This window comes from Pseudomonas protegens, from assembly GCF_003363755.1.
In the GTDB taxonomy this organism is placed as follows: Bacteria; Pseudomonadota; Gammaproteobacteria; order Pseudomonadales; family Pseudomonadaceae; genus Aquipseudomonas; species Aquipseudomonas danubii.
In genome coordinates this window covers 4,553,325-4,580,273 of the sequence record NZ_CP031396.1, presented here as the reverse complement: position 1 = coordinate 4,580,273, position 26,949 = coordinate 4,553,325, and the positions used below count along the sequence as shown (strand labels likewise).

Annotated in this window: 31 protein-coding genes; 13 read left to right on the top strand and 18 right to left on the bottom strand. The window is 61.1% G+C overall.

The window, feature by feature from the left end:
* Nucleotides 1–8: 8 nt before the first annotated feature.
* Entirely contained in the window at nt 9–926 is a 918-nt protein-coding gene (cysD, locus tag DWF74_RS20675; protein ID WP_102861165.1) for a sulfate adenylyltransferase subunit CysD, read from the bottom strand.
* A gap of 235 nt (nt 927–1,161) precedes the next feature.
* A complete protein-coding gene (locus tag DWF74_RS20670; protein ID WP_115581615.1) occupies nt 1,162–1,920 on the bottom strand; it encodes a Nif3-like dinuclear metal center hexameric protein in 759 nt (252 codons plus the stop codon).
* Between the two features lie 102 nt (nt 1,921–2,022).
* On the opposite strand from DWF74_RS20670, the gene algW reads away from it, so the two are divergent.
* The 3 genes from algW to DWF74_RS20655 all read left to right on the top strand — a co-directional run bounded on the left by algW (nt 2,023) and on the right by DWF74_RS20655 (nt 6,109).
* Entirely contained in the window at nt 2,023–3,177 is a 1,155-nt protein-coding gene (gene algW, locus DWF74_RS20665; protein WP_102861163.1) for a Do family serine endopeptidase AlgW, read from the top strand.
* 85 nt (nt 3,178–3,262) lie between these two features.
* Nucleotides 3,263–5,368 carry a TonB-dependent siderophore receptor gene (locus tag DWF74_RS20660; protein ID WP_115581614.1) on the top strand — a complete coding sequence of 702 codons (2,106 nt, stop codon included), beginning with the start codon at nt 3,263–3,265 and terminating at the stop codon, nt 5,366–5,368.
* Between the two features lie 12 nt (nt 5,369–5,380).
* A complete protein-coding gene (locus DWF74_RS20655; RefSeq protein ID WP_102861161.1) occupies nt 5,381–6,109 on the top strand; it encodes a DUF4198 domain-containing protein in 729 nt (242 codons plus the stop codon).
* Between the two features lie 89 nt (nt 6,110–6,198).
* Here DWF74_RS20655 and hisC read toward each other — a convergent pair whose 3' ends face one another.
* From hisC to DWF74_RS20605, 10 genes are all read right to left on the bottom strand, one after another.
* On the bottom strand, nt 6,199–7,251 hold the full coding sequence (gene hisC / locus DWF74_RS20650) for a histidinol-phosphate transaminase (protein WP_102861708.1): 1,053 nt from the start codon (nt 7,249–7,251) through the stop codon (nt 6,199–6,201).
* 2 nt (nt 7,252–7,253) lie between these two features.
* Nucleotides 7,254–8,582, bottom strand: coding sequence for a histidinol dehydrogenase (gene hisD / locus DWF74_RS20645; protein WP_115581613.1), 1,329 nt, complete (start codon nt 8,580–8,582; stop codon nt 7,254–7,256).
* A gap of 154 nt (nt 8,583–8,736) precedes the next feature.
* Complete coding sequence (gene hisG, locus DWF74_RS20640; RefSeq protein ID WP_016968619.1) at nt 8,737–9,372, bottom strand: ATP phosphoribosyltransferase; 636 nt, start codon at nt 9,370–9,372, stop codon at nt 8,737–8,739.
* Nucleotides 9,373–9,501: 129 nt separating this feature from the next.
* On the bottom strand, nt 9,502–10,767 hold the full coding sequence (murA, locus tag DWF74_RS20635) for a UDP-N-acetylglucosamine 1-carboxyvinyltransferase (protein ID WP_102861160.1): 1,266 nt from the start codon (nt 10,765–10,767) through the stop codon (nt 9,502–9,504).
* Nucleotides 10,768–10,789: 22 nt separating this feature from the next.
* Nucleotides 10,790–11,029, bottom strand: a complete 240-nt coding sequence (locus tag DWF74_RS20630; RefSeq protein ID WP_011059280.1) for a BolA family protein — start codon at nt 11,027–11,029, stop codon at nt 10,790–10,792.
* Between the two features lie 117 nt (nt 11,030–11,146).
* Nucleotides 11,147–11,452 carry an STAS domain-containing protein gene (locus DWF74_RS20625; protein WP_102861159.1) on the bottom strand — a complete coding sequence of 102 codons (306 nt, stop codon included), beginning with the start codon at nt 11,450–11,452 and terminating at the stop codon, nt 11,147–11,149.
* Nucleotides 11,449–12,102: an MlaC/ttg2D family ABC transporter substrate-binding protein gene (locus DWF74_RS20620; protein WP_102861158.1), complete on the bottom strand. Its 654-nt coding sequence runs from the start codon at nt 12,100–12,102 to the stop codon at nt 11,449–11,451. The genes DWF74_RS20625 and DWF74_RS20620 overlap by 4 nt, the downstream gene beginning before the upstream one ends.
* An 11-nt stretch (nt 12,103–12,113) precedes the next feature.
* The gene (mlaD, locus tag DWF74_RS20615; RefSeq protein WP_011059277.1) at nt 12,114–12,581 is read right to left on the bottom strand and encodes an outer membrane lipid asymmetry maintenance protein MlaD; all 468 of its coding nucleotides are present in this window, start codon (nt 12,579–12,581) and stop codon (nt 12,114–12,116) included.
* Entirely contained in the window at nt 12,581–13,378 is a 798-nt protein-coding gene (gene mlaE, locus DWF74_RS20610; protein WP_102861157.1) for a lipid asymmetry maintenance ABC transporter permease subunit MlaE, read from the bottom strand. Before mlaE ends, mlaD begins: the two co-directional genes overlap by 1 nt.
* Nucleotides 13,378–14,187, bottom strand: coding sequence for an ATP-binding cassette domain-containing protein (locus tag DWF74_RS20605; RefSeq protein WP_102861156.1), 810 nt, complete (start codon nt 14,185–14,187; stop codon nt 13,378–13,380). The genes mlaE and DWF74_RS20605 overlap by 1 nt, the downstream gene beginning before the upstream one ends.
* Before the next feature lie 264 nt (nt 14,188–14,451).
* Here DWF74_RS20605 and DWF74_RS20600 point away from each other — a divergent pair, with 264 nt between their 5' ends.
* From DWF74_RS20600 to DWF74_RS20555, 10 genes are all read left to right on the top strand, one after another.
* Complete coding sequence (locus tag DWF74_RS20600; RefSeq protein ID WP_115581612.1) at nt 14,452–15,426, top strand: KpsF/GutQ family sugar-phosphate isomerase; 975 nt, start codon at nt 14,452–14,454, stop codon at nt 15,424–15,426.
* Nucleotides 15,426–15,950, top strand: coding sequence for a KdsC family phosphatase (locus DWF74_RS20595; RefSeq protein WP_102861154.1), 525 nt, complete (start codon nt 15,426–15,428; stop codon nt 15,948–15,950). The genes DWF74_RS20600 and DWF74_RS20595 overlap by 1 nt, the downstream gene beginning before the upstream one ends.
* Nucleotides 15,951–15,959: 9 nt before the next feature.
* A complete protein-coding gene (gene lptC, locus DWF74_RS20590) occupies nt 15,960–16,532 on the top strand; it encodes an LPS export ABC transporter periplasmic protein LptC (protein ID WP_102861153.1) in 573 nt (190 codons plus the stop codon).
* Entirely contained in the window at nt 16,519–17,064 is a 546-nt protein-coding gene (gene lptA, locus DWF74_RS20585) for a lipopolysaccharide transport periplasmic protein LptA (RefSeq protein ID WP_102861152.1), read from the top strand. The genes lptC and lptA overlap by 14 nt, the downstream gene beginning before the upstream one ends.
* Complete coding sequence (lptB, locus tag DWF74_RS20580) at nt 17,064–17,789, top strand: LPS export ABC transporter ATP-binding protein (RefSeq protein ID WP_011059270.1); 726 nt, start codon at nt 17,064–17,066, stop codon at nt 17,787–17,789. Before lptA ends, lptB begins: the two co-directional genes overlap by 1 nt.
* A gap of 182 nt (nt 17,790–17,971) precedes the next feature.
* A complete protein-coding gene (locus DWF74_RS20575; RefSeq protein WP_115581611.1) occupies nt 17,972–19,465 on the top strand; it encodes an RNA polymerase factor sigma-54 in 1,494 nt (497 codons plus the stop codon).
* A gap of 125 nt (nt 19,466–19,590) precedes the next feature.
* Entirely contained in the window at nt 19,591–19,896 is a 306-nt protein-coding gene (gene hpf / locus DWF74_RS20570; RefSeq protein ID WP_016966642.1) for a ribosome hibernation-promoting factor, HPF/YfiA family, read from the top strand.
* A 12-nt stretch (nt 19,897–19,908) separates the two neighbouring features.
* Nucleotides 19,909–20,373, top strand: a complete 465-nt coding sequence (ptsN, locus tag DWF74_RS20565) for a PTS IIA-like nitrogen regulatory protein PtsN (RefSeq protein ID WP_011059267.1) — start codon at nt 19,909–19,911, stop codon at nt 20,371–20,373.
* A gap of 2 nt (nt 20,374–20,375) precedes the next feature.
* Nucleotides 20,376–21,233: an RNase adapter RapZ gene (gene rapZ / locus DWF74_RS20560; RefSeq protein ID WP_016966640.1), complete on the top strand. Its 858-nt coding sequence runs from the start codon at nt 20,376–20,378 to the stop codon at nt 21,231–21,233.
* Nucleotides 21,234–21,249: 16 nt separating this feature from the next.
* A complete protein-coding gene (locus tag DWF74_RS20555; RefSeq protein ID WP_041115979.1) occupies nt 21,250–21,522 on the top strand; it encodes an HPr family phosphocarrier protein in 273 nt (90 codons plus the stop codon).
* 29 nt (nt 21,523–21,551) lie between these two features.
* Here the strand turns inward: DWF74_RS20555 and DWF74_RS20550 are convergent, their stop codons facing one another.
* The 6 genes from DWF74_RS20550 to pmbA form a co-directional block, all read right to left on the bottom strand.
* Nucleotides 21,552–22,445: a ZIP family metal transporter gene (locus DWF74_RS20550; protein WP_115581610.1), complete on the bottom strand. Its 894-nt coding sequence runs from the start codon at nt 22,443–22,445 to the stop codon at nt 21,552–21,554.
* A gap of 33 nt (nt 22,446–22,478) precedes the next feature.
* Nucleotides 22,479–23,090, bottom strand: a complete 612-nt coding sequence (locus tag DWF74_RS20545; RefSeq protein ID WP_102861149.1) for a superoxide dismutase — start codon at nt 23,088–23,090, stop codon at nt 22,479–22,481.
* A gap of 1 nt (nt 23,091) precedes the next feature.
* The gene (locus DWF74_RS20540; protein WP_115581609.1) at nt 23,092–23,541 is read right to left on the bottom strand and encodes a hypothetical protein; all 450 of its coding nucleotides are present in this window, start codon (nt 23,539–23,541) and stop codon (nt 23,092–23,094) included.
* Between the two features lie 27 nt (nt 23,542–23,568).
* Nucleotides 23,569–24,945 (bottom strand): class II fumarate hydratase, encoded by a 1,377-nt coding sequence (locus DWF74_RS20535; protein ID WP_115581608.1) that lies wholly within the window; start codon nt 24,943–24,945, stop codon nt 23,569–23,571.
* The gene (locus DWF74_RS20530) at nt 24,938–25,333 is read right to left on the bottom strand and encodes a FagA protein (protein WP_102861146.1); all 396 of its coding nucleotides are present in this window, start codon (nt 25,331–25,333) and stop codon (nt 24,938–24,940) included. Before DWF74_RS20530 ends, DWF74_RS20535 begins: the two co-directional genes overlap by 8 nt.
* A gap of 237 nt (nt 25,334–25,570) precedes the next feature.
* Entirely contained in the window at nt 25,571–26,917 is a 1,347-nt protein-coding gene (gene pmbA / locus DWF74_RS20525) for a metalloprotease PmbA (RefSeq protein WP_102861145.1), read from the bottom strand.
* Nucleotides 26,918–26,949: the final 32 nt, after the last annotated feature.

Below are 26,949 nucleotides of genomic sequence, written 5' to 3'. Positions count from 1 at the left end.
ACAGCCCCTTAGAAATAACCCTGACGTTTTTTATCTTCCATCGAGCCGGCGCCATCGTGGTCGATGACCCGACCCTGGCGCTCGGAAGTTCGCGTCAGGAGCATTTCCTGGATGATGTCCGTCAGGCTCTCGGCCTCGGACTCCACCGCGCCCGTCAACGGGTAGCAGCCAAGGGTACGGAAACGCACTTTCTTCTTGACGATGCGGGCTTTCTCTTCATCGGACAGATGCTCAAGGATGCGCTGGTCATCGATCATGATCAGGGTGCCGTTCTTCTCGATCACTTCACGCTCGGCGGCGAAGTACAGCGGCACGATCGGGATGCCTTCCAGGTAGATGTACTGCCAGATGTCCAGCTCGGTCCAGTTGGACAGCGGGAACACGCGGATCGACTCGCCCTTGTTGACCTTGCCGTTGTAGACGTTCCACAGCTCGGGGCGCTGGTTCTTCGGGTCCCAGCGGTGCTTGCTGTCGCGGAACGAGTAGACGCGCTCCTTGGCGCGGGACTTCTCTTCATCGCGACGGGCACCGCCGAATGCGGCGTCGAAACCGTACTTGTCCAGAGCCTGCTTGAGGCCCTCGGTCTTCATGATGTCGGTGTGCTTGGCACTGCCGTGGGTGAACGGATTGATGCCCTGGGCCACGCCATCCGGGTTGACGTGGGTGATCAGGTCCAGCCCCAGTTCCTCGACCATGCGATCGCGGAACTTGTACATTTCCTGGAATTTCCACTGGGTATCGACGTGCATCACCGGGAACGGCAGCTTGCCGGGGAAGAACGCCTTGCGGGCCAGATGCAACATCACGGCGGAGTCTTTACCGATGGAGTACAGCATCACCGGGTTGTCGAACTCGGCGGCCACCTCGCGGATGATGTGGATGCTTTCCGCCTCCAGCTGTTTCAGATGCGTCAGTTTGTCGACCATGGCTACTCACGAAAGCTTTCTTATGGACGGCCAGCGGGCCGTGTTCGAGCGGGGCATGCTAGCACAGCGACCTGCTTCTAATCAGGACGCCAACTAGAACGAAACGGTATATGAATATACCGCTCCGTTAGCCCCCAAACGCCCCTCTGTAGGAGCTGGCTTGCCAGCGAAGGCGCTTGCAAGCGCACCTCAGGGCTGAAGATCTTTTTTCCGGCAAGCCGGCTCCTGCACGGGGTCAGATCGGGTTGGGGCAGTCGATGAACAGGTGCTCCAGGGCGAAGCGCCGGGCCAGGTAGTCGCCCAGGGCCTGGACGCCATAACGCTCAGTGGCGTGGTGACCGGCAGCAATGAAGCTGATGTCGTTTTCCCGGGCGCTGTGGAATGTCTGTTCCGAAGCCTCACCACTCAGGTACAGGTCGACGCCGGCCTGGACCGCCTGGTCGATGTAGCCCTGGCCGCCGCCGGTGCACCAGCCGACCCGACGGATCATCTCGCTGCCTTCGATCAGCAAGGGTTCACGGCCCATCACTTCTTGCACCCGCCGGGCAAAGTCCCGCGCCGTCATGGGTTCGCTGAGGGAACCGACCAGACCGACGACCTTGAGGTTCTCCGGGTCCAATGGGCCTTCCACGGTGATATCCAACTGCCGGGCCAACTGCACGTTGTTGCCCACCTCCGAGTGCAGGTCCAGGGGCAGGTGATAGGCCAAGAGGCTGATGTCGTGCCTGAGCAGGGTTTTCAACCTACGCTGCTTCATTCCGGTGATGCAGGGGTTCTCGCCTTTCCAGAAGTAGCCGTGATGCACCAGCACCAGATCGGCCTTGGCCTCCACGGCTGCGTCCAGCAACGCCTGGCTGGCGGTCACGCCACTGACGATGCGCATCACCTGCGGGCGTCCTTCGACTTGCAAGCCATTGGGGCAATAGTCGGCGATACGTGAACTGCCCAGGTAGCGGTCCGCTTCTTCCACCAGTGTGCTCAGGGCAACGGCCATAAAAGACTCCTAAATATCCCGTTCAGAGGCGCGCGCGGCCTCGTATAATGCGCGACATTATGGGCCGTGCGCAGCCCTTCGTAACCACCCAGGACTTGCTCAATGCTCAAGGCTCTGCGTTTTTTTGGCTGGCCGCTACTGGCCGGCGTGCTTATCGCGTTGTTGATTATTCAGCGTTATCCGCAATGGGTCGGGCTACCCAGCCTGGACGTCAACCTGCAGCAAGCTCCGCAAACCACCAGTACCCAGCAGGGGCCAGTCTCCTACGCCGATGCGGTACTGATTGCCGCGCCCGCGGTGGTCAACCTGTACACCACCAAAGTGATCAACAAACCCGCGCATCCGCTGTTTGAAGACCCGCAGTTCCGGCGTTTCTTCGGCGACAACCTGCCCAAGCAGCAGCGCATGGAGTCAAGCCTGGGTTCCGGGGTGATCATGAGCCCCGAAGGCTACCTGCTGACCAACAACCACGTGACCTCCGGCGCCGAGCAGATCGTGGTGGCGCTCAAGGATGGCCGTGAAACCCTGGCAAGGGTCATCGGCAGCGATCCGGAAACCGATCTGGCGGTACTCAAGATCGACTTGAAAAAACTGCCTTCGATCACCGTCGGCCGCTCGGAAAGCGTCCGTGTCGGTGATGTCGCCCTGGCCATCGGCAACCCGTTCGGGGTCGGCCAGACCGTGACCATGGGCATCATCAGCGCCACCGGGCGCAACCAGTTGGGCCTGAACAACTACGAAGACTTCATCCAGACCGATGCCGCGATCAACCCAGGCAACTCCGGTGGCGCACTGGTAGACGCCAACGGCAACCTGACCGGGATCAACACCGCCATCTTCTCCAAGTCCGGCGGTTCCCAGGGCATCGGCTTCGCGATCCCGATCAAACTGGCCATGGAGGTGATGAAATCGATCATCGAGCATGGCCAGGTGATCCGGGGCTGGCTGGGCATCGAAGTGCAGCCGCTGACCCAGGAGCTGGCAGAGTCCTTCGGCCTGGCCGGGCGGCCTGGAATCGTGGTGGCCGGGATCTTCCGCGACGGTCCGGCGCAGAAGGCCGGTATGCAGCTGGGTGATGTGATCCTCAGCATCGACGGCGAACCCGCCGGCGATGGTCGTCGTTCGATGAATCAGGTGGCACGGATCAAGCCGACGGACAAAGTCTCGATCCAGGTCATGCGCAACGGCAAGGAACTCAAGCTGACCGCAGAAATCGGCCTGCGTCCACCGCCCGCACCGGTCAAAGAAGAAGAGTGAATGTGCGCCCGGCCATGCCGGGCTAACAACATACATTCTCATCAGTCATGTTATATTGTTTCAATATTGCTATTGGAACAGCCCGATGACGTCCCGAAAAATCCTCCCCTTGGCAGGCCTGACCCTGGGCCTGCTGGCAGACCCGCTGCTTGCCGAAGAACCGCAGTCGCTGGAACTTGAAACCACCCGCATCACCACCGAATACGAGTCTGCCAGCGGCCCGGTCAAAGGTTACCGGGCCACTCGCTCGGCCAGCGCCACCAAGACTGACACGGCAATCCGCGATATCCCGCAGTCCATCAGCGTGATCCCCGCCAGCGTGCTCAAGGACCTGGGCAGCAGTAACGTCGAGCGGGCCCTGGAGTTCGCCGGCGGAGTCTCCAAGCAGAACAACTTCGGCGGCCTGACCCTGTATGAATACAGCGTGCGCGGCTTCACCACCTCGGAGTTCTACAAGGACGGTTTCAGCGCCAATCGCGGTTATCCCAGCACCCCGGATGCGGCCAATATCGAACGCATCGAAGTGCTCAAGGGACCGGCGGCCAGCCTTTATGGCCGGGGCGATCCCGGCGGCACGGTGAACATCGTCACCAAGAAACCTCAGCCCGAAGCCTTCGCCACCCTGCAGACCAGCGCCGGCAGCTGGGACCGCTACCGCACCGCCCTGGACCTCAACACCCCGCTGGATGACCAGGGCAACCTGCTGTCCCGGGTCAACCTGGCGGTGGAGGACAACCACAGCTTCCGCGACCATGTGGACAGCCGCCGGTTGTTCGTCGCCCCCTCCTTCAGTTGGCAGCTGAACCCGGACACCAGCCTCTTGGTGGAGAGCGAGTTCGTGCGCCACAGCTCGACCTTCGACCGCGGCATCGTCGCGCCCAACAATCGCTGGAGCGGCGTCTCGCGCTCGACCTTCCTCGGTGAACCCAACGACGGCAACATCGACAACCACAACACCATGCTCCAGGCCGCCCTGGAACATCACCTCAACGACAGCTGGAAGCTGCGCCTGGCCAGCCACTACAAGGAAGGCAAGTTGTGGGGCTTTGCCTCGGAAACCCGCCCGTTGAATGCCGACCAGCACACCGTCAACCGGCGCTATCGCGAGCGCGACAACAACTGGCACGACAGCATCACCCAACTGGAACTGCGCGGCCTGTTCGACATCGGCAGTTGGCAGCACGAACTGCTGATCGGCAGCGAATACGAGAACTACCGCAAGAACGAGCGGGTCACCACCCTCGCCGGCGGCGCCTACGCTGTCGACATCTACGACCCGATCTACGGCCAGGCCAAGCCCAACGGCAAACGTTCCGGCACGGACTTTTTCGAACATGTCGAAAGCCAGGCCCTCAACCTGCAGGACCAGATTGTCTTCAACGACCGCTTGCGCGGCATGCTCGGCGCCCGCTTCGAACATTTCGAGCAACGGATCGACGACCACACCACCGGCAAGCGCAGCCGCCAGAGCCACGACGCCCTGACCCAGCGCGCCGGCCTGCTCTATCAACTGACTCCGCAGTTGGGCCTGTTCGCCAACGCCTCCACCTCGTTCAAGCCCAACAACGGGCTGGATGCGGCCGGCAAGACCTTCAAGCCCGAGGAAGGGGTCGGTTATGAAGTGGGGATCAAGAGCGAGCTGTTCGACGAACGCCTGAGCGCCACCCTCGCCGCCTTCCATATCGACAAGGAAAACGTCCTGGCCCTGGACCCCGGCACCGACTCCAGCCGCTCCGTGGGCAAGGCCCGCAGCCAGGGCTTCGACGTGCAAGTGACCGGCCAGTTGAGCGATGCGGTGCGGGTGATTGGTGCCTATGCGCTGATCGATGCCGAGGTCACCAAGGGTGATCGGGCGATCCCCGCCGGCAGTCGCATACTCGGCGTGGCCAAGCACAGTGGCAGCCTGTTGGGCGTCTATGAGTTCCAGGGCGGACGACTCAAAGGCTCGGACGTCGGCGCCGCCCTGACCTACGTCGGCGATCGCTCGGGCGAGGCCGGAGGCCGCTTCGAGTTGCCCGCCTACCGCACCCTGGACTTGCTGGCCCACTACAAGGCCAGTGACAACCTGACCCTGGGCCTGAACCTGAACAACCTGTTCGACGAGAAGTACTACGAGCGCTCCTACAGCAACTACTGGGTCACGCCCGGCGAGCCGCGCAACTTCACCGTCAGCCTGACACTCAACCTGTAGCCGGAAATCGCCATGCACAACCTCAAATCAATCGCCCTGCTGGGCCTGCTCGCCACCCTGGGTACAACCCAGGCCTCGGCCCACGGTCTGTGGACCGAACAGCGCCGCGGCAATATCGAAGTGATCTACGGCCACGGCGCCGAAGACGACGCCTTCAAGGCCAAGAAGGTCAGTGGTGCCTGGGCCTACGACGCCGCAGCCAGAATGATTCCGGTGAGCGTGCAACGCCTGGCCGACCACGCGCGCCTGCAACCACTCAAGCCAGCGGCGGTGCTGGCCGTGGCGCTGGACAACGGTCCGTGGTCGCAAACGGCGGACAAACGCTGGGTCAACCAGGGGCGCAGCAAAGTCCCGGGGGCCATCGCCTCGACCCACACCTTCAAGTACAGCCTGGCGATCTATCAAGCGGGGGCGAAGCTGCCCAAGCTGGAACAGCTCAAGCTGCTGATCCTGCCGGAAGTCGACCCGCTGACCGTGGGCCAGGGCAATAGCCTGCCGGTACGGGTACTGCTGGATGGGCAGCCCGTGGCTGGGGTCAAGTTGATCGGCGACTACCGCAATGCACCGAGCACCCTGAGCACCGAAACCGATGCCCAGGGACGCGCTCAAGTGTTGGTGAGAAATGAAGGCTTGAACGTGATTGCCGCAGAGCTTGAAGTGCCGCTCAAGGACGACCCGGATGTGGCTTCACGCGGCCTGTTCAGCTCCCTGACCTTCCTCGGCGAGCCGCACCACGAGTGAGAGCAGCCGGTGGCTGCAGCTACAAGCTTGTAGCTGCAAGCCAGAGGCTCCAAGCATTGGCTCTGGGCTTCTAACTTGCAGCTTGCGGCTTAAAGCTGCCCCAACCCGTCGATCAGCGCCTGATTCTGCTCCGGCGTGCCGATGCTGATGCGCAGGAATTGGGCAATCCGTTCCTGCTTGAAGTGACGCACGATCACCCCTTGCTCACGCAGCTTGGCCGCCAGGCCGGCTGCGTCGTGCTGGGGGTGGCGGGCAAAGATGAAGTTGGCCGCCGACGGCAATACTTCAAAACCCTTGGCCTGCAACTGCGCCACCACCCACTCACGACTGTCGATCACCAGTTGGCAGGTCTTGGCAAAGTACTCGCGGTCCTCGAAGGCCGCCGCTGCACCCACAATGGCCAGGCGATCCAGAGGGTAGGAGTTGAAGCTGTTCTTGATCCGCTCCAGGGCCTCGATCAGGTCCGGATGCCCAACCGCCAGGCCCACTCGCAGGCCGGCCAGAGAGCGCGACTTGGACAGAGTCTGGGTCACCAGCAGGTTGGGGTAACGGTCCACCAGACTGATGGCAGTCTGGCCACCGAAGTCGATATAGGCCTCGTCCACGACCACCACCGAATCCGGGCTGGCCAGGAGGATCTGCTCCACCGCGTCCAGGGCCAGCAGGCAACCGGTGGGCGCATTCGGGTTGGGGAAGATGATCCCGCCGTTGGGCTGGGCGTAGTCGGCCACACGAATCTGGAACTGTTCGTCCAGGGGCACCGCCTGGTAGTCGATGCCGTATAGACCGCAGTACACCGGGTAGAAGCTGTAGCTGATGTCCGGGAACAGCAGCGGCTTATCCTGCTGCAGCAGGCCATGGAAAATGTGCGCCAGGACTTCGTCGGAACCGTTGCCAAGGAACACCTGATTGCCCTGCACCCCGTAATAGCGGGCCACCGCCTGCTTGAGCAGGTCGCTGTTGGGATCGGGATACAGGCGCAGGTTGTCGTTGAGCTCGGCCTGCATCGCCGCCAGGGCCTTGGGCGACGGGCCATAGGGGTTTTCGTTGGTGTTGAGCTTGACCAGCTTGGTCAGCTTGGGTTGTTCGCCCGGCACGTAGGGCACCAGGTTCTTGACGAACGGACTCCAGAATTTGCTCATGTTCATTGCCCCTGATCTTGGTCGTCGACGATGCGGTATTCGGCGCTGCGGGCGTGGGCGGTCAGCGACTCGCCACGGGCCAGCACCGAGGCGGTCCGGCCCAGCTCGGACGCACCCTGCTCGGAGCAGAAGATGATCGACGAGCGTTTCTGGAAGTCATACACCCCCAGCGGTGAGGAGAAACGCGCAGTACCGGACGTCGGCAGCACGTGGTTCGGCCCGGCGCAGTAATCGCCCAGCGCCTCGGAGGTGTGACGGCCCATGAAGATCGCCCCGGCGTGGCGGATCTGCGGCAGCCAGGCTTGCGGGTCGGCCACCGACAACTCCAGGTGCTCGGGGGCAATGCGGTTGGCCACGTCCATGGCTTGCTGCATGTCGCGAACCTGGATCAGCGCGCCACGGCCATTGATCGAGATGTTGATGATTTCCGCGCGCTCCATGGTCGGCAGCAGCTTGGCGATGCTCGCCGCCACCTTGTCCAGGAACTCGGCGTCCGGGCTGACCAGGATTGCCTGGGCGTCTTCGTCGTGCTCGGCCTGGGAGAACAGGTCCATGGCGATCCAGTCCGGATCGGTCTGGCCGTCACAGACCACAAGGATCTCCGACGGACCGGCGATCATGTCGATCCCGACCTGGCCGAACACATGGCGCTTGGCCGTGGCCACATAGATGTTGCCCGGGCCGACCACCTTGTCCACCTGGGGCACGCTTTCGGTGCCGTAGGCCAGCGCGGCCACGGCCTGGGCGCCACCGATGGTGAACACCCGGTCAACCCCGGCGATGCAGGCAGCGGCCAGTACCAGCTCGTTGACTTCACCACGGGGGGTCGGCACCACCATCACCACCTCGGTCACGCCCGCCACCTTGGCCGGGATCGCGTTCATCAGCACCGATGACGGGTAAGACGCCTTGCCCCCCGGTACATACAGGCCGGCGCGGTCCAGCGGCGTGACCTTCTGGCCCAGCACCGTGCCGTCGGCTTCGGTGTAGCTCCAGGAGTCCTGCTTCTGCTTCTCGTGGTAGCTGCGCACCCGCGCCGCGGCCTTCTCCAGGGCTTCGCGCTGGGCCACGGTGATTCGGGTCAGGGCCAGTTCCAGGCGCTCGCGCGGCAGGATCAGGTCGGCCATGGAGGCCACTTGCAGGCCGTCGAAACGCTGGGTGAACTCCACCAGCGCCGCATCGCCGCGCTCGCGCACGGCCTTGATGATGTCCAGCACCCGCTGATTGACCGAATCGTCAGAGACACTTTCCCAGCTCAGCAGATGATCCAGATGACGGGCGAAATCCGGGTCGGCAGCGTTGAGTCGGCGAATTGCAGTCGGAGCGGTCATAGCGAAGGCCTCAATGATTGGCGAGTGCACAAAAGGGCAAGCTTGGATTTGCAAAGCTCAGGCGCCGCAAGACTACCAAGCCATCCGCGTGGGCACCTGAGCATTCTGGCTATGACGCGGATAGATGGGCGCGGCTCAAGGCCACGCATGTGAATCAGCCGCGGTGTCGCGATTCCACTGCCTTGCGCAGGGTATCGATCAACGCCTGGATACGGGCGTGCTGCATCTTCATCGATGCCTTGTTGACCACCAGGCGGGAGCTGATGGTAGCGATCAGTTCCTGGGGCTCCAGACCGTTGGCCCGCAGGGTGTTGCCGGTGTCGACCACGTCGATGATCTTGTCCGCCAGACCGATCAGCGGCGCCAGCTCCATCGAGCCGTAAAGCTTGATGATGTCGACCTGGCGGCCCTGTTCGGCGTAGTAACGCTTGGCCACGTTGACGAACTTGGTGGCCACGCGCAGGCGCCCCTTGGGTTCGACGGCGCCAATCGCACCGGCAGTCATCAGCTTGCACTGGGCAATCTGCAGGTCCAGCGGTTCGTACAGGCCCTGGCCGGAGTACTCCATCAGGACGTCCTTGCCGGCCACCCCGAGGTCGGCGGCGCCATGCTCGACATAGGTCGGTACGTCAGTGGCACGCACGATCAGCAGGCGAACGTCGTCCTGGGTCGTGGGGATGATCAGTTTGCGGCTCTTGTCCGGATTCTCGGTTGGCACGATGCCCGCTTCAGCCAGAAGCGGCAGCGTGTCGTCGAGGATACGGCCCTTGGACAGTGCGATGGTCAACATGAGTAACGTAAGTCCTTATGCGGCGACTGATGCCCGGACGCAAACGGCGCCAGACATGCGTCGAGCCTGAAGACAGGCTCGACGTGGAACTGATTCAGCGTTGGGCACCTCCCTGTGCCCGTCATGCTACTAGCCCGGTACGCGGCGGATCTTGGCGCCGAGCATCTGCAGCTTCTCTTCGATGCACTCGTAACCACGGTCGATGTGGTAGATGCGGTCGATCAGGGTGTCGCCTTCGGCCATCAGGGCCGAGATCACCAGGCTGGCCGAGGCCCGCAGGTCGGTGGCCATGACTGGCGCGCCCTTGAGGATCTCGGTGCCGGTAACGATCGCGGTGTTGCCTTCGACCTGGATCTTGGCGCCCATGCGGTGCAGCTCGTACACGTGCATGAAGCGGTTTTCGAAGATGGTCTCGATGACCGCGCCCGTGCCTTCGGCAATCGCGTTCAGGGAAATGAACTGCGCTTGCATGTCGGTCGGGAACGCCGGGTACGGAGCAGTACGCACGTTGACCGCCTTGGGGCGCTTGCCATGCATGTTCAGCTCGATCCAGTCGCTGCCGGTGGTGACTTCGGCGCCCGCTTCCTTGAGCTTTTCCAGAACGGCTTCAAGGATGGTCGGATCGGTGTCCTTGACCTTGACCCGGCCGCCGGTGACGGCTGCGGCCACCAGGTAGGTACCGGTTTCGATACGGTCAGGCATCACTTTGTAGATCGCCGAATGCAGACGCTCGACGCCATCGATGGTGATGGTGTCGGTGCCAGCGCCGGAAATCTTCGCACCCATGGCGATCAGGAAGTTCGCCAGGTCGACGACTTCAGGTTCGCGGGCGGCGTTCTGCAGCACGCTGCGACCCTTGGCCAGGGCAGCGGCCATCATGATGTTCTCGGTACCGGTCACACTCACGGTATCGAAGAAGAAGTTAGCACCGCGCAGGCCGCCTTCAGGCGCCTTGGCCTTGATGTAGCCGCCCTCGACATCGATCACCGCGCCCATGGCTTCCAGGCCGCGAATGTGCAGGTCCACTGGACGCGAACCGATGGCGCAACCGCCAGGCAGGGCCACTTCGGCTTCGCCGAAACGGGCAACCATCGGCCCCAGGACCAGGATCGAGGCGCGCATGGTTTTCACCAGCTCGTACGGCGCCACCAGGGTCTTGATGGTGCGCGGATCGATTTCGACGCTCAGTTTCTCGTCGATCACCGGCTCGATGCCCATGCGACCGAACAGCTCGATCATGGTGGTGATGTCGTGCAGGTGCGGGAGGTTGGCCACGGTGACCGGGCCATCGCACAGCAGGGTTGCTGCCAGAATCGGCAGCGCGGAGTTCTTGGCCCCGGAAATGCGGATCTCGCCATCAAGGCGAACGCCGCCGGTAATAATCAATTTATCCATAACAGTCTCGACGCCCTTGGGCTCAGGTGCGCTCGGCCCAGGCCGCGCGGCTGAAAAATTTCATAGTGATCGCGTGGATGCTGCCATCGGCAATCCATGGATTCAAATGGGCATAGATGCTCTGCTGACGCTTCACCGGGCTCAAGGCCGACAGTTCGTCGCTAATCACGTTCAGCTGAAAGTTGCAGCCTTCGCCCTCAACTTCTACCTGAGCTCCGGGCAGCTTTCCCTCAAGAAAGCTCTTCACTTCGTTGGCCTGCATGCTCAACCTCAATCGGCGCCCTGTGCGCGCGGGTCGGACATCATACAAAAAAGCCCCGCGCCTGCGAACCCCGCATAGCAGGACTCTGACGGGGGGCTTCTATATAGATGTGGGTTACTACGGATGGAGAAGGATCTCGGTGACCCCGGATACTTCGGCAATTTCTCGCATGTCTTCGGGCAAGGCACGAACACTCACTGCCTTGCCCAGGTCCTGGGCATCACGCATGAAGGCCAGCAGCAGGGCCAGGCCGACACTGCTGGACTTTTCCACCGCCGAGCAATCCAGCACCAACGCCGCAGCGCTGCTCGACTTGATCAATGCCTGGCCCTGCTTGCGCAGACCCGGGCCGCTGCGGTAATCCAGCACACCGCTGATCAGCAACTCCCCGGCGTCCCCGAGGCGTACGGCGGACTCGCTCATTGCGCAACCTTATCTGCGGCGTCTTCGGTCACTTCCTTGGCCTTGGCCACTTCGCCGGCCCAGCCGTCGATGGTCTTGTCCAGGTTGTTGCCGTTACGCTGCATGGCATCGGCGAACTGATCACGGAACAGCTTGCCGATATTGATGCCGTTGATAATCACGTTACGCACTTTCCACTCGTCGTTGATCTTCTCCAGGGTGTAGGACACCGGGTAGATCGCGCCGTTGTTGCCCTTGACCTGCATATCCACGCTGGTACGGGTACCGCTTTCATCCTTGGCCGGAGAAACAGTGATGCCCTGGTTGTTGTACTCCAGCAAGGCATTGCCATAGAACTGCATGAGGCTGCGCTTGAAGTTTTCCTGGAAGCGCGCCATCTGCTCCGGAGTGGCCTTGCGCGAATACTTCACGGTCATGATGCTGCGGGAGATGCCATCGGCGTCCACCACCGGACCGACAATACCGTTCAAGGCGTTGTAGAAGTCGTTCGGGCTTTGCTTGTACTTCTCTTTATTGGCCGCCAGATCCGCCAGCAGACGGGTGGTCGTGTCCTGCACCAGATCATGCGCGGAAGGCGTGCTTGCCGCATTGGCCAGCAACGGCAGGGCCGCCAGCAGGACCAACAAGCCACGTCGCAAGATAGAGATCATCGAAAAACTCCTCATTTGGCGTCTTTGCTAACGGTATTGAGCAGGAATTTACCGATCAGGTCCTCCAGCACCAGCGACGACTGGGTGTCGTGGATGGTTCCACCATCCTTGAGCAAGGCTTCTTCCCCGCCCACGCTGATACCGATGTACTTCTCACCCAACAGGCCAGCCGTCAGGATAGATGCAGTGGAGTCGGTCGGCAGATTATCCACACGCTTTTCCAGTTGCATCGTCACCCGGCCGGTGAAGCTGTCACGGTCCAGATCGATCGCTGTAACCTTGCCGATGGTCACACCGGCCATGGTCACCTTAGCTCTGACCGTCAAACCGGCGATATTGTCGAAGTAGGCGTAAAGTTTATAGGTATCGGTGCTCGCAGTCGGAGACAAGCCACTGACCCGCAGGGCAAGCAACAGCAAAGCCAGGATGCCGGCCAGCAGAAAAAGGCCGACACCGATTTCCAGGGTGCGGTTTTGCATCAGAAATCTCCAAACATCAAGGCGGTCAGAATAAAGTCCAAGCCGAGTACGGCCAACGAGGCATACACCACGGTCTTGGTAGTGGCACGGCTGATCCCCTCTGAAGTGGGCTCACAGTCGTAGCCTTGGAATACGGCGATCCAGGTCACTACAAACGCAAAAACAATACTTTTGATCACACCGTTGAGCACGTCACCGGTGAAGGTCACGCTGTTCTGCATGTTCGCCCAGTAGGAACCGTCATAGACGCCCAGCCAGTCGACAGCCACCCAGGAACCGCCCCAGATTCCCACCACGCTGAAAATCATCGCCAGCAACGGCAGGGAAATGAAGCCGGCCCACAGGCGCGGCGCAATGATGTACTTGAGTGGATCGACCCCGATCATCTCCAGGCTGGAGAGTTGCTCGGTGGACTTCATGTTGCCGATTTCCGCGGTCAGCGCCGACCCGGCACGACCGGCAAACAGCAACGCAGTCACCACCGGCCCCAACTCCCGCAGCAAGGTCAGGGCAACCATTTGCCCGACGGCCTGCTCCGAACCGTAGCTGGACAGAATGTTGAAGCCCTGCAGCGCCAGCACCATGCCGATGAAGATCCCGGACACGACGATGATCACCAGGGACATCACGCCCACCGAATGCAGTTGCTTGACCAGCAGGCCAAAACTGCCGCCAATGCCGCCGCGCCCCAGCAACGCATGAAACAGGAACAGCGTGGAGCGCCCCAGTACCGCCAGGACATCGATGCCTGAGCGACCGAAGAGGCGAACCCTCTCGATTAGCGATATTTTGCGCATCAGCGCTTCCCCAGAAGATCTGCGCGGTAGTCCGTCGCTGGAAAGTGAAACGGCACTGGGCCGTCGGGATCGCCCTTCATGAATTGACGGATACGCGGATTGTCGGAGTCCATCAGTTCGTCAGGAGTTCCCTGCCCCAATACCTGGCCATCGCCGACCACATAGAGGTAATCGGCAATGCTCGCGGTTTCCGCAAGATCGTGGGACACCACGATGCTGGTAATGCCCAGGGCATCGTTGAGCAGGCGAATCAAGCGCACCAGGACGCCCATGGCAATCGGGTCCTGGCCCACGAAAGGCTCGTCGTACATGAGAATCTGCGGGTCCAGGGCGATGGCCCGGGCCAGGGCGACCCGACGCTTCATGCCGCCGGACAGCTCGTCAGGCATCAGGTCGACGGCACCGCGCAGGCCCACCGCCTGTAGCTTGAGCAGCACGATGTCACGAATCATTTCGTCCGGCAGCTCGGTATGTACCCGCAGCGGAAAGGCCACGTTCTCGAACACGTCCAGGTCGGTGAACAGCGCACCGCTCTGGAACAGAACGCCCATTTGCTTGCGTGCATCGAACAGATCGCTGCGCGAGAGGGTCGGCAGATTCTGGCCGTTGACCCACACTTCGCCGCTGCTGGGCCGCAATTGCATGCCCATCAAGCGCAACAGGGTGGTTTTTCCGCAGCCTGAAGGCCCCATGATGCCGGTGACCTTGCCCCGCGGAATACGGATATCCACGTTATTGAAAATGCTGCGCGTACCGCGCTTGAAGGACAGTCCCTTCAGCTCGACCGCGTAGGCGTTATCGGCACTCATCTAAACTCCTTGCGATGCAGCCTATCACTCGGACGCTTGGCTCCCTGCCGGGAGTACGTGCCCCTGGGCAGGCCGAACTGGCGGCGAACTATATCACTGCTGATACGGAGCCCCCAAGGCCGAAGCCGTGAACGTTCAGGTCCAAGACAGGCAAAATCGGAGGAATCCTAATACCGGCCAGATAAAGGCTGACGAACTTGCGTGAGGGATTTGTTCATTACCGCTATAATCGCCGCCTTTTCATCGGGCTATACGATTTCAGACATGAGCCAATCCAGCGACCTGATTCAATCAGCACAACGCACCATCCGCCTCGAAGTTCAGGCCGTAGAAGGCTTGCTGCCCCATATCGATGCAGATTTCGTACGCGCTTGCGAGATGATTCTGGCCAGTAAAGGCCGCGTGGTAGTGGTCGGCATGGGCAAGTCCGGGCACGTCGGCAACAAGATCGCCGCCACCCTGGCCAGCACCGGCACCACGGCTTTCTTTGTCCACCCGGCTGAAGCCAGTCATGGCGACATGGGCATGATCACTCGCGACGACGTGATCCTGGCCCTCTCCAACTCCGGCTCCACCAACGAAATCGTCACCCTGCTGCCCTTGATCAAGCGCCTGGGCATCCAGTTGATCAGCCTGACCGGCAACCCTGACTCGCCGCTGGCCAAGGCCGCCGACGTCAGCCTCAATGTGCATGTCGAACACGAGGCCTGCCCGCTGAACCTGGCGCCGACCTCCTCGACCACTGCCGCCCTGGTCATGGGCGATGCCCTGGCCGTGGCCCTGCTGGAAGCTCGCGGGTTCACCGCCGAAGACTTCGCCTTCTCCCATCCCGGAGGCGCCCTGGGCCGCCGTCTGCTGCTCAAGGTGGAGAATGTGATGCATGAAGGCACCGAGTTGCCGCAGGTGCAAAGGGGCACCCTGCTCAAGGACGCGCTCATGGAGATGACCCGCAAGGGCCTGGGCATGACCGTGATCCTGGAGGCCGATGGCCGCCTGGCCGGGATCTTCACCGACGGCGACTTGCGCCGCACCCTGGATCGCGCCATCGATATTCATCACGCCACCATCGACTCGGTCATGACTCCTCACGGCAAGACGGCACGCGCCGATATGCTGGCAGCCGAAGCCCTGAAGATCATGGAAGACCATAAAATCAGCGCCCTGGTGGTGGTGGACAAGGAAGACCGGCCGATCGGTGCCTTGAACATGCACGATCTGCTGCGCGCGGGAGTGATGTAATGAGTGCCGACCTGCTGCAACGCGGTAAAAACATCAAGCTGGCGGTTTTCGACGTCGACGGCGTACTGACCGACGGTCGCCTGTACTTCCTTGAAGACGGCAGCGAGTTCAAGACGTTCAATACCCTCGACGGCCAAGGCATCAAGATGCTCATGGCCGCCGGGGTGCAAACGGCGATCATCAGCGGGCGCAAGACCCCCGTGGTGGAGCGCCGGGCCAAGAACCTGGGGATTCCCCACCTGTACCAGGGTCGTGAAGACAAGCTGGTGGTGCTGGACGAACTTCTTGCCCAACTGGGCCTAAGCTATGAACAGGTCGCCTATCTGGGCGACGACCTGCCCGACCTGCCGGTGATCCGCCGTGTCGGCCTGGGCATGGCGGTGGCCAACGCAGCCGGCTTTGTCCGCGAACACGCCCATGGCATTACTGTAGCCCGCGGTGGCGAAGGCGCTGCCCGCGAGTTCTGCGAGCTGATCCTGCAAGCCCAGGACCGCCTTGAAGCAGCCAACGCCGCTTATTTATAGAGCCCTCCCATGCTGAGTAAAAAGATTCGCAACATCCTGATATTCGGGATCATCGCCCTGCTGTTCGCGGCGGTCGGTTACTGGAACATCAGCCCTGAGCGCTTCCTCGACAAGCCGGTAGTGCAGGTCGACGACAACGCCATCGACTATTACGTGATCAACGCCCGCAGCGTGCAGTACCTGCCTGACGGCAAGCTGCAGTACGAAATGACCTCGGACAAAGTGGAGCACGTCAAGGCCAGCGAAGTGACGCTGCTGACCAAGCCGGACCTGCAGATGTACCGCGGCACCACTTTCCCCTGGCACGTCCAGAGCGAGCGCGGCGAAGTCAATCCGGACGGCACCGAGGTCGAGCTGATCGATTCGGTACGGGTTTCCCGCACTGATGAGCGCAACCGCAACCTGCTGATCACCACCAGCCGCATGACAGTATTCCCGCAGAAGCAATATGCGCAGACCGAGCAAGCCGTTAGAATCGACGGCGCCGGCGGCGTGACTACGGCCAAGGGAATGAAAGCGTATTTGAAAGACGGCAGGATGAACCTGCTATCGAACGTAAGAGGACAGTATGAGGCTCGTTAAAACCCTCCCTATTTTGCTCAGTCTGGGCGCAGCACTGGGAAGCGTGAGCGCCTGGGCTCTGCCGAACGATAGCCAACAGCCAATCCGCATCCAGGCCGACGACGCCCAGTTGGACGACAAGAACGGCGTAGCCACCTACAAGGGCGATGTGATCATCACCCAAGGTTCGATGAAGATCACTGGCAACACCGTGACCATCACCCGAGCCCAGAGCGGCGAAATCGACGTAGTGACGTCGGTGGGCAACCTCGCCTACTTCGAGCAACTGCAGAAGCAGACCGACCCGAAACCGGTTCAGGCCTACGCTGTGACCATCCAGTACCACGCTCAGCAGAATCGCATCGTGCTGATCGACAAAGCCAAGGTCATCAACGACGGCAACACCACCGAAGGCGAGAAGATCGTCTACGACACCGTCAAGCAAGTGGCTAACGCCGGTCGCGCCAATGGCAGCTCGGTCACCGCGCCACGTCCGCGGATCGACATGGTCATCCAGCCGAAAAAGAAAACCGACGAGCAAAAGGCCCAGTAATGGCAACTCTGAAAGCTCAGCACCTGGCCAAGAGCTACAAGAGCCGTCAGGTCGTGCGTGATGTCAGCCTGTCCATCGACAGCGGCCAGATCGTCGGCCTGCTCGGCCCCAACGGCGCCGGCAAGACCACCTGTTTCTACATGATCGTCGGCCTGGTCCAGGCCGATCAGGGTCGCGTCCTGATCGACGACCTGGATGTCAGCCACCAACCGATGCACGGTCGCGCCCGCGCCGGCATCGGCTACCTGCCACAGGAAGCCTCGATCTTCCGCAAGCTGTCGGTGGCCGACAACATCATGGCCATCCTCGAGACCCGCAAGGAACTCGACAAGGCCGGCCGTCGCCAGGAACTGGAAAGCCTGCTGCAGGAGTTCCACATCAACCATATCCGCGACAACCTCGGCATGAGCCTGTCCGGTGGTGAGCGCCGTCGCGTGGAAATCGCCCGCGCCCTGGCCACCGCGCCCAAGTTCATCCTGCTGGACGAACCCTTCGCCGGCGTGGACCCGATCTCGGTCGGCGATATCAAGCAGATCATCCATCACCTGAAGGCCAAGGGCATCGGGGTGCTGATCACCGACCACAATGTCCGCGAAACCCTGGACATCTGTGAAACCGCCTATATCGTCAATGACGGGCAACTGATTGCCGAAGGCGACTCCGAGACCATCCTGGCCAACGAATTGGTCAAGGAAGTCTACCTGGGCCATGAGTTCCGCCTGTAAAGGCTGAGGTGTCGGGCTAGATGCCAGAGCGCCAGGAACAATAAATCCCTACTGATTTTATTGTTACAGCGCTCTAGGCAAACACTTCAGTTTCAGGCATATAATTTGCTTATGTTTGGCGCTTCGGCGCCCTGTAGTGGATGGCGCATGTGCGCCGGCAAATAAGGTGTTAAGCCCCTGCCATGAAACCATCGCTAGTCCTGAGAATGGGCCAGCAGCTGACGATGACACCGCAGCTGCAACAGGCCATCCGCCTGCTCCAATTGTCGACCCTGGACCTGCAACAGGAAATCCAGGAGGTCCTGGAGTCCAACCCGATGCTCGAACGCCAGGAAGATGGCGAAGACTTCGACAACAGCGACCCCTTGGCCGACAACACCGAGTCCAAACCCAACACCGAGATTCAGGAACCCTCCTACCAGGAAACCGCCCCCACGGTGGATAACCTCGAGGAAGGCGAATGGAACGAACGCATCCCCAACGAGCTACCGGTGGACACCGCGTGGGAAGACGTCTACCAGACCAGCGCCAGCAGCCTGCCCAGCAGCGATGACGATGAATGGGACTTCACCACTCGCACATCGGCCGGCGAGAGCCTGCAAAGCCACCTGCTCTGGCAACTGAACCTGGCGCCAATGTCGGATACCGATCGCCTGATTGCCGTGACCCTGATCGACTGCATCAACAATCAGGGTTACCTGGACGAAACCCTTGAAGAGATTCTCGAGGCCTTCGATCCGGAGCTGGACATCGAGCTGGACGAGATCGAAGCCGTCCTGCACCGCATCCAGCAATTCGAGCCGGCCGGCATCGGCGCCCGCAACCTGGGTGAATGCCTGCTGCTGCAGCTGCGCCAACTGCCAGCGAAAACTCCCTGGCTGAGCGAAGCCCAGCGCCTGGTCAGTGACTACATCGACCTCCTGGGCAGTCGCGACTACAGCCAGCTGATGCGCCGCATGAAGCTCAAGGAAGACGAACTGCGTCAAGTCATCGAGCTGGTGCAGAGCCTCAATCCGCGCCCGGGCTCACAGATCGAATCCAGCGAAGCCGAGTACGTAGTACCGGACGTCATCGTGCGCAAGGACAACGAGCGCTGGCTGGTGGAGCTGAATCAGGAATCGGTGCCACGCCTGCGGGTCAACGCACAGTACGCCGGCTTTGTTCGCCGCGCCGACACCAGTGCCGACAACACTTTCATGCGCAATCAGTTGCAGGAAGCTCGCTGGTTCATCAAGAGCCTGCAGAGTCGCAACGAAACCCTGATGAAAGTCGCCACTCAGATCGTTGAGCACCAACGAGGCTTCCTGGAGTACGGCGACGAAGCCATGAAACCTCTGGTTCTGCATGACATCGCTGAAGCTGTGGGCATGCACGAATCGACCATTTCCCGTGTAACCACGCAAAAATTCATGCATACCCCCCGGGGCATATATGAACTGAAATACTTTTTCTCCAGCCACGTCAGCACCTCCGAAGGCGGCGAATGCTCGTCCACGGCGATCCGCGCGATCATCAAAAAACTGGTGGCTGCGGAAAATCAGAAAAAGCCGTTGAGTGACAGCAAGATCGCTGGTTTACTGGAGGCACAAGGCATTCAGGTAGCCCGTCGTACCGTCGCCAAGTACCGCGAATCCCTTGGGATCGCGCCTTCCAGCGAACGGAAGCGGTTGATGTAGCCGCAGGGCTGGCCACAGCGTTTCAGAGTGTGTTTGAAACAGGCGGAAAGTCGGTTTCAAACGCGGTCTAGGTGGCAGGCAACCCAGCCTGTCGCGTTATGCACTGGCAACGAAGGAGAAGCTGTATGCAAGTCAACATCAGTGGACACCAACTCGAAGTGACTGAACCTCTGCGCGCTTACATCGGCGAGAAACTCGACCGGCTGGAGCGGCACTTCGACAAGATTACCAATGTGCAGGTCACCATGGCTGTCGAGAAGCTGAAACAGAAAATCGAAGCCACCCTGCACATCCACGGTGGGGAGGTCGTCGCCAATGCAGAACATGACGATATGTATGCCGCAATCGACCTGCTCACGGACAAGCTTGACCGCCAACTGAAAAAGCATAAGGAAAAGCAACTCCACCTTCTCCAAGGCACGGGTCGCTAACACTCCCCTCCCATGATCCGACTTGAAAGCATCCTGACCCCCGGCCGTTCCCTGGTGAACGTGCCGGGCGGCAGTAAAAAACGCGCCCTCGAACAAATTGCCAACCTGATCAGCCGCGAAGTGCCTGATCTGGAGATGCAGGATGTCTTCGAGAGCCTGATCGCCCGTGAAAAACTCGGTTCCACCGGTTTTGGCAACGGCATCGCCATTCCCCACTGCCGCCTCAAAGGCTGTGAGTCGCCTATCAGTGCATTGATGCACCTGGACGCTCCGATCGATTTCGACGCCATCGACGGTGCCCCCGTGGATCTGCTGTTCGTCCTCCTGGTTCCGGAAGCCGCCACCGACGCACACCTGGAACTGCTCCGGCAGATCGCCAGCATGCTCGATCGCAAGGAAGTCCGTGACCGGCTGCGCAGTGCCACCAGCAATGAAGCCTTGTATCAGGTTGTCCTGGACGAGCAAAACGGTCAGTAACCATGCGCTTGATCATTGTCAGCGGCCGCTCCGGCTCAGGTAAAAGCACCGCCCTCGATGTTCTTGAGGACCACGGCTACTACTGCATCGACAACCTTCCCGCCGGCTTGCTGCCCGAGCTGGCCGAGCGCGCGTTGATTCACACGGAACTGGCACAACCTCTGGTAGCGGTTTCCATCGACGCCCGAAACCTGCCCAGCCATCTGTCGCGCTTCCCCGAGTTGCTGGAAGAAGTGCGCAGCCGGCATATCCAGTGCGACGTGCTCTATCTGGACGCCGATGAGGAAACCCTGCTCAAGCGCTTCTCGGAAACCCGGCGGCGCCACCCGCTGAGCAGTGCCAATCGCTCGCTTGCTGAAGCCATCCACGATGAGACTCAACTGCTGGGGCCGATCGTCGATCTGGCCGACCTCAAGGTCAACACCACCAATCTGAACCTCTACCAATTGCGGGACACCATCAAGCTGCGCCTGCTGAACCAACCCGAACCCGGGACCGCGTTCCTGGTGGAGTCTTTCGGTTTCAAGCGCGGCATGCCGGTGGACGCCGACCTGGTGTTCGACGTGCGCTGCCTGCCCAATCCGTACTGGAAGCCCGAACTGCGCGCCCAATCCGGTCTGGACGCTCCCGTGGCCGAATACCTGGCCGCACAGCCCGATGTCGAAGAAATGTTCCAGGACATCGAAAGCTATCTGCTCAAGTGGCTGCCACGCTTCGCTGCCAGCAACCGCGCCTACGTGACCATTGCCATTGGCTGCACCGGCGGACATCACCGCTCCGTGTACCTGACCGAGCGCCTGGGCAAGGTGTTGCAAAAAACCCTGAAGAACGTCCAGGTTCGCCACCGCGACCTTAGCTGAAAGGATCTACCCCGCGATGCCAGCTCTGGAAATCGAGATCATCAACAAACTGGGTTTGCACGCCCGCGCTTCAGCCAAATTCGTCGGTGTAGCGGGACAGTTCCCCTGCCAGATCCGCGCCGGCAGGAGCCCGGAGTCAATGGTGGACGGCAAAAGCATCATGGCCATGATGATGCTCGCCGCAGGCAAGGGCACCAAGATCCATCTGAAGACCGAAGGCGAGCAGGAACAGGAAGCGCTGAATGCGCTGGTGGCATTAATCAACAACTACTTCGACGAGGGCGAGTAAGCCCCTGCGGGCCACTCGCCAAACGGCCCTCAGGCAAGCGCCGTGTCCATCACCATCATCAGGCAAAAGCCGATGCACAATCCGAGGCTGGCGAGCTTTTCGTGACCATTGCGGCGGGACTCGGGAATCACTTCGTGAGTCACCACCAGCAACATGGCTCCCGCCGCCAAGGCCAACCCCAGCGGCAGCAGCACCTGCGCCAGACTCACCAACCAGGCACAGAGCAAGGCAAAGACCGGCTCTACCAAGCCTGAAGCGGCGCCAATCAGAAATGCCCTGACCCGCGACATCCCCGCCCCCGCCAGCACCAGAGCGATCACCAGCCCCTCCGGTACATCCTGCAGGGCAATCCCCATGGCCAAGCTGTCCGCATCCGCCATGCCGCCCCCTGCCGACACCCCCACCGCCATGCCTTCCGGAATGTTGTGGGCAATGATGGCAAAGACAAACAGCCAGATGCGTGGAGCAATCACCGGATGCTCCGCCGTACCTACCAGCACTTCAGGGCTGGCTCCCGACACCTGGCGATCCACCAGGAACAAGCCAAAAGCCCCCAGCATGATGCCGGCGCAAACCAGGCCACTGGAGCCCCAGGCAGACAAGCCCAAGTCTTGAGCAGCGGCAATACCGGGAACGATCAGCGAAAACGCCGTCGCCGCCAGCATCACCCCAGCGCCAAAACCCAGCAACGTATCGCTCACGGCCATCGGCATTCTGCGGATCACCAGCACCGGGACCGCCCCCAGCGCCGTGCCCAACGCGCAGATCGAGCCACCCTGCAAGGCGCGCAACAACCTTGGCTCCAGATCCAGCCAGCTCAGCCCTTGAGCCACCAGCAGCGCAGTGCCCGCCAACAGCAACAGCGAACCGAAGGCATAACGAAACATCCGTCCGCTGCTGATCGCCAGTGTTTCAGTGCCCATAGTCGGCCTTAGGTCTTGTTATGAATGGAGGTATCAGGCCATCGCGGCCTGATAGCGTTGAGCGACTTCCGGCCAATTGATCACGTTGTAGAACGCATTGATGTATTCCGGCCGACGGTTCTGATAACGCAGGTAGTAGGCGTGCTCCCACACGTCCAGACCGAGAATCGGCGTGTTGCCATTCATCAGCGGGCTGTCCTGGTTACCGCTGCTTTCCACCAGCAGCTTTTTCTCCGGAGTCACGCTGAGCCAGGCCCAGCCACTGCCGAAACGGGTCAGCGCAGCCTTGGTGAACGCCTCCTTGAAGCGCTCGAAACCACCCAGTTGCTGCTCGATTGCCTGAGCCAGGGCACCCTCGGGCTTACCGCCGCCGGCCGGGGTCATCACCGCCCAGAACAGCGAATGGTTGGCGTGGCCACCCCCTTGGTTGATCACCGCGGCCCGAAGTTTTTCCGGCAGTTGCTGGACGCTGGCCACCAGTTTTTCGACTTCCCAGCCCGCCCATTCAGTGCCTTCTACAGCGGCATTGAGATTGTTGATGTAGGTCTGGTGGTGCTTGCTGTAGTGAATCTCCATGGTCTGCGCATCGATGTGCGGCTCCAGGGCGTCGTAGGCATAAGGCAGTGCAGGCAAGGTAAAGGACATATCAATGGGCTCCGTAAGAGGGGCTGTCGGCTAGCGGGCTGTCGGCTGACAGGCCCGCGACGTTGCTGTCCAGCAAACGATGAGTACGGGGGTATTCACCGTGATCACCGATGAAATTCAGCAGTTCGACGTAGGTCTTGCTGCTCTGGCGCAAAGCCGCTTCGCGCAAGACAGGGCTGAGGCGGCTGTCCTGCATGGTCTGCAGCAGGCGCTGGTGGATCGCGCAGAGGTACTCTGCGCTCTCCTCCGGCTGGTTCAGGCGCAAATGCAGGTCCGCCAGGTTGTGATGGGAAATCACACAGGCTGCCACCGCCTCGTCGGCATCCCCCCAGCGCTCGAACAACACCTGCGCCAAGGCCAGTGCCTGCAGGTAGAACTCGCGAGCATCCACCAGTTCGCCCTGCATAAAGAGGCGATTGGCCCTTTCGATCGTGCGTTTCCAGTGCTCCATGGTGAGCCTCCAAAGCGGTGTTGGGAGTTACACGCCGCCTGCGGTGAGTTTTTCCGGGTCCAGCAGGACCTCAAGCTGGCTGCGTGGCAGATCAGTGAGTTCAAGTGCCACGTCGATCACCGGGCGACCTTGCCTGTAGGCAGTCTTGGCAATTTCAGCGGCCTTCTGATACCCAATGATCGGGTTCAGAGCAGTCACCAGAATCGGGTTGCGTGACAGTGCTTCCTTGAGCTTGGGCTCGTTGACCTTGAAGCTGGCAATGGCCTTGTCCGCCAACAGGCGACTGGAGTTGGCCAGCAGTTCAATACTGCCAAGCAGGTTCTGGGCAATGATCGGCAGCATCACGTTGAGCTCGAAGTTGCCCGATTGCCCGGCCACGGTGATGGTGCTGTCGTGACCAATGACTTGGGCCGCGACCATCGCCACGGCTTCCGGAATCACCGGATTGACCTTGCCCGGCATGATCGACGAGCCCGGCTGCAGCCCCTCCAGCTCGATCTCGCCAAGCCCCGCCAGTGGACCGGAGTTCATCCAGCGCAGGTCGTTGGCGATCTTCATCAACGACACCGCTGTGGCCTTGAGCTGGCCGGACACTGTGACCGCCGTGTCCTGTGAGCCGATCAGGGCGAACAGGTTCTTGCCCGGGGTGAACTGCACCTGGGTCAGCTTGCTCAACTGCCGGCTGAAGCGCGCAGCGAACTCGGGGTGAGCGTTGATTCCGGTACCCACGGCGGTGCCGCCCTGAGCCAGGGCCTGCAGGCTCGGTAGCAGGTCCTGCAAGTGAGCAATATTGGCCTTGAGCTGCTGCGCCCAACCGTCCAGCACCTGGCTCATTCGCACCGGCATCGCATCCATCAGGTGGGTACGACCGGTCTTGATGAAGGGATGTACCTGCACCGCCTTGCGCTCGATGACCTCCACCAGATGCACCAGTGCCGGCAGCAGTTGCTCATGTAGGGTCAGGGCTGCGCTGACGTGAATGGTGGTGGGAATGATGTCGTTGCTGCTCTGACCACAGTTGACGTGGTCATTGGGATTGACCGGCTCGCCCAACAGGCGGCTGGCCAAGGTCGCCAGCACTTCGTTGGCGTTCATGTTGGAACTGGTACCGGAGCCGGTCTGGAAGATATCCACCGGGAAGTGCTGCATGAAGTCACCCTCCAGCAAGCCCTGGGCGGCATCGACAATGGCCTTGCCCTGGGACGCGCTGAGCTGCCCAAGCTCGACGTTGGCCTCGGCCGCTGCAGCCTTGGCCAGAATCAGGGCACGAATGAAGGCTACCGGCATGCGTTGCCCGCTGATGGGAAAGTTATCCACCGCGCGCTGAGTCTGCGCGCCATACAAGGCCTGCTCCGGAACCTGCAGTTCGCCCATGCTGTCTCGTTCGATACGGGTATTACTCATCGGGAAATCCTTGCACCAGTTCAATCAGAGGAATGGAAGGCAACAGCGAGCAGGTCGCCAGTTGCCAGGCATGGCTTTGCCAGCGCTTGAGCCGGCACTTGCACAAAGACAACCGCTCCATGTCACGCAATGGCCGCCAGGCCTGATCCAGGCACAGGCTGCGCCAGTGCCAGGGCAGCGCAGTATCGGTAGCGGTATCGATCAACAAACGGAAGGAGGTTTCAGCGACGGTCCAGGCCGACATCGCGGTACAGCACGCCAGGTAGCGGCCCTCGGCGAGGTAATGCTCGATCAGACGCGGTTCGTCCGGTTCCAGTGCGCAACGGATCTGGCGACTCATCCAGCGCCAGCTTTCGAGGTAGGGCTGCTCGTGCAAGGCAGAACTCATGACCTGGGCTCATTGAATAATGATTTTCATTATTAAATGATATTGAGAATCAAATCAATCTGACTTGTACGAATTTTGCCCAACTCTTGTAGGAGCCGACTTGGCGGCGAATGAGCCCCTGAGCCTGGTATCGAGCGTCAGGACGCCTTCGCTGGCAAGCCAGCTCCTAGAAAGCGCCAGGCATAAAAAAACGCGCCACCCGGGGAGGTGGCGCGTTGGGGTGACCCAGGAGGGCGGTCAGCTACCAGCGACAGTCATGCGTTCGATCAGCACCGAGCCGGTGCGGATGTTGCTGCGCAGTTCCAGGTCGTTACCCACGGCAATGATCTGCTTGAACATGTCCCGCAAATTCCCGGCAATGGTGACTTCCTGTACCGCGAACTGGATCTCGCCATTCTCGACCCAGAAACCCGCCGCACCACGGGAGTAATCCCCAGTGACCATGTTCAGGCCATGCCCCATCAACTCGGTCACCAACAGGCCACGCCCCATACGCCGCAGCAAAGCCGCCTGGTCTTCATCGCCATGGGTGACGAACAGGTTGTGCACGCCACCGGCGTTGGCGGTGCTCGGCATGCCCAGCTTGCGACCCGAGTAGGTACCCAGCACATAGGACACCAGTTCACCGTCCTTGACGAAAGGCTTGGCGTAAGTGGCCAGGCCGTCACCATCGAACGCCGAACTGCCCATGGCGCGCATCAGGTGCGGACGCTCATCGATGGTCAGCCACTGGGGAAACAGCTGTTGGCCCAAGGCGCCTTCAAGGAAGGATGACTTGCGATACAGATTGCCGCCGGAAATCGCGCCGAGAAAACTGCCGAACAGGCCGCCGGCCAGTTCCGCGGAAAACAGCACCGGCACTTCGCAGGTCGGCACCGGGCGGGCGCCAAGTCGACTGGCTGCGCGTTGGGCAGCACGCTGACCAATGCTCGCAGGGTCGGCCAGCAACTGGCCCTGGCGATTGACGTCATACCAGTAGTCGCGCTGCATCTGGCCGTCAGCCTCGGCAATCATCACGCAGCTCAGACTGTGGCGAGTGGAGGCATAACCACCGATAAAACCGTGACTGTTGCCATACACCCGGCAGCCCTGATGGGTGCTCAGGGTGGTGCCGTCGGCATTCTTGATCCGGCTGTCGGCGGCAAAGGCCGCAGCTTCACAGGCCAGGGCCTGTTCGATGGCCTGCTCTGGGGTGATGTCCCAGGCATGGAACAGGTCGAAGTCCTGCAGGTCCTTGGCCATCAAGGATGCATCGGCCAGCCCCGAGGCTTCGTCTTCGGAGGTGTGCTTGGCGATTGCCAGGGCCGCGGCCACGGTTTCACGAATGGCCTCGGGGCCGCTGGCAGAGGTGCTGGCCGAACCCTTGCGCTGGCCCACATAGAGGGTGATGCCAAAGCCCTGGTCGCGGTTGAACTCCACGGTTTCCACTTCCCGCTGGCGCACCGAAGTCGACAGGCCCTGCTCCAGAGACACCGCTACTTCGCAGGCACTGGCCCCCTGGCGCTTGGCCTCGGCAACGATCTGCTCGACTTGCTCCTGCAGGGCCGGCAAAGCCTGTGGGCCGACGCTTTGTGCTGCACTCATGCTGTTCTCCACTCAAATTCTGCTTTCGATTA

What these genes read in the sequence shown, in the direction of transcription:
- cysD (WP_102861165.1), bottom strand. Translation starts at nt 926, where the DNA reads ATGGTCGACAAACTGACGCATCTGAAACAGCTGGAGGCGGAAAGCATC.
- DWF74_RS20670 (WP_115581615.1), bottom strand. Translation starts at nt 1,920, where the DNA reads ATGGCCGTTGCCCTGAGCACACTGGTGGAAGAAGCGGACCGCTACCTG.
- algW (WP_102861163.1), top strand. Translation starts at nt 2,023, where the DNA reads ATGCTCAAGGCTCTGCGTTTTTTTGGCTGGCCGCTACTGGCCGGCGTG.
- DWF74_RS20660 (WP_115581614.1), top strand. Translation starts at nt 3,263, where the DNA reads ATGACGTCCCGAAAAATCCTCCCCTTGGCAGGCCTGACCCTGGGCCTG.
- DWF74_RS20655 (WP_102861161.1), top strand. Translation starts at nt 5,381, where the DNA reads ATGCACAACCTCAAATCAATCGCCCTGCTGGGCCTGCTCGCCACCCTG.
- hisC (WP_102861708.1), bottom strand. Translation starts at nt 7,251, where the DNA reads ATGAGCAAATTCTGGAGTCCGTTCGTCAAGAACCTGGTGCCCTACGTG.
- hisD (WP_115581613.1), bottom strand. Translation starts at nt 8,582, where the DNA reads ATGACCGCTCCGACTGCAATTCGCCGACTCAACGCTGCCGACCCGGAT.
- hisG (WP_016968619.1), bottom strand. Translation starts at nt 9,372, where the DNA reads ATGTTGACCATCGCACTGTCCAAGGGCCGTATCCTCGACGACACGCTG.
- murA (WP_102861160.1), bottom strand. Translation starts at nt 10,767, where the DNA reads ATGGATAAATTGATTATTACCGGCGGCGTTCGCCTTGATGGCGAGATC.
- DWF74_RS20630 (WP_011059280.1), bottom strand. Translation starts at nt 11,029, where the DNA reads ATGCAGGCCAACGAAGTGAAGAGCTTTCTTGAGGGAAAGCTGCCCGGA.
- DWF74_RS20625 (WP_102861159.1), bottom strand. Translation starts at nt 11,452, where the DNA reads ATGAGCGAGTCCGCCGTACGCCTCGGGGACGCCGGGGAGTTGCTGATC.
- DWF74_RS20620 (WP_102861158.1), bottom strand. Translation starts at nt 12,102, where the DNA reads ATGATCTCTATCTTGCGACGTGGCTTGTTGGTCCTGCTGGCGGCCCTG.
- mlaD (WP_011059277.1), bottom strand. Translation starts at nt 12,581, where the DNA reads ATGCAAAACCGCACCCTGGAAATCGGTGTCGGCCTTTTTCTGCTGGCC.
- mlaE (WP_102861157.1), bottom strand. Translation starts at nt 13,378, where the DNA reads ATGCGCAAAATATCGCTAATCGAGAGGGTTCGCCTCTTCGGTCGCTCA.
- DWF74_RS20605 (WP_102861156.1), bottom strand. Translation starts at nt 14,187, where the DNA reads ATGAGTGCCGATAACGCCTACGCGGTCGAGCTGAAGGGACTGTCCTTC.
- DWF74_RS20600 (WP_115581612.1), top strand. Translation starts at nt 14,452, where the DNA reads ATGAGCCAATCCAGCGACCTGATTCAATCAGCACAACGCACCATCCGC.
- DWF74_RS20595 (WP_102861154.1), top strand. Translation starts at nt 15,426, where the DNA reads ATGAGTGCCGACCTGCTGCAACGCGGTAAAAACATCAAGCTGGCGGTT.
- lptC (WP_102861153.1), top strand. Translation starts at nt 15,960, where the DNA reads ATGCTGAGTAAAAAGATTCGCAACATCCTGATATTCGGGATCATCGCC.
- lptA (WP_102861152.1), top strand. Translation starts at nt 16,519, where the DNA reads ATGAGGCTCGTTAAAACCCTCCCTATTTTGCTCAGTCTGGGCGCAGCA.
- lptB (WP_011059270.1), top strand. Translation starts at nt 17,064, where the DNA reads ATGGCAACTCTGAAAGCTCAGCACCTGGCCAAGAGCTACAAGAGCCGT.
- DWF74_RS20575 (WP_115581611.1), top strand. Translation starts at nt 17,972, where the DNA reads ATGAAACCATCGCTAGTCCTGAGAATGGGCCAGCAGCTGACGATGACA.
- hpf (WP_016966642.1), top strand. Translation starts at nt 19,591, where the DNA reads ATGCAAGTCAACATCAGTGGACACCAACTCGAAGTGACTGAACCTCTG.
- ptsN (WP_011059267.1), top strand. Translation starts at nt 19,909, where the DNA reads ATGATCCGACTTGAAAGCATCCTGACCCCCGGCCGTTCCCTGGTGAAC.
- rapZ (WP_016966640.1), top strand. Translation starts at nt 20,376, where the DNA reads ATGCGCTTGATCATTGTCAGCGGCCGCTCCGGCTCAGGTAAAAGCACC.
- DWF74_RS20555 (WP_041115979.1), top strand. Translation starts at nt 21,250, where the DNA reads ATGCCAGCTCTGGAAATCGAGATCATCAACAAACTGGGTTTGCACGCC.
- DWF74_RS20550 (WP_115581610.1), bottom strand. Translation starts at nt 22,445, where the DNA reads ATGGGCACTGAAACACTGGCGATCAGCAGCGGACGGATGTTTCGTTAT.
- DWF74_RS20545 (WP_102861149.1), bottom strand. Translation starts at nt 23,090, where the DNA reads ATGTCCTTTACCTTGCCTGCACTGCCTTATGCCTACGACGCCCTGGAG.
- DWF74_RS20540 (WP_115581609.1), bottom strand. Translation starts at nt 23,541, where the DNA reads ATGGAGCACTGGAAACGCACGATCGAAAGGGCCAATCGCCTCTTTATG.
- DWF74_RS20535 (WP_115581608.1), bottom strand. Translation starts at nt 24,945, where the DNA reads ATGAGTAATACCCGTATCGAACGAGACAGCATGGGCGAACTGCAGGTT.
- DWF74_RS20530 (WP_102861146.1), bottom strand. Translation starts at nt 25,333, where the DNA reads ATGAGTTCTGCCTTGCACGAGCAGCCCTACCTCGAAAGCTGGCGCTGG.
- pmbA (WP_102861145.1), bottom strand. Translation starts at nt 26,917, where the DNA reads ATGAGTGCAGCACAAAGCGTCGGCCCACAGGCTTTGCCGGCCCTGCAG.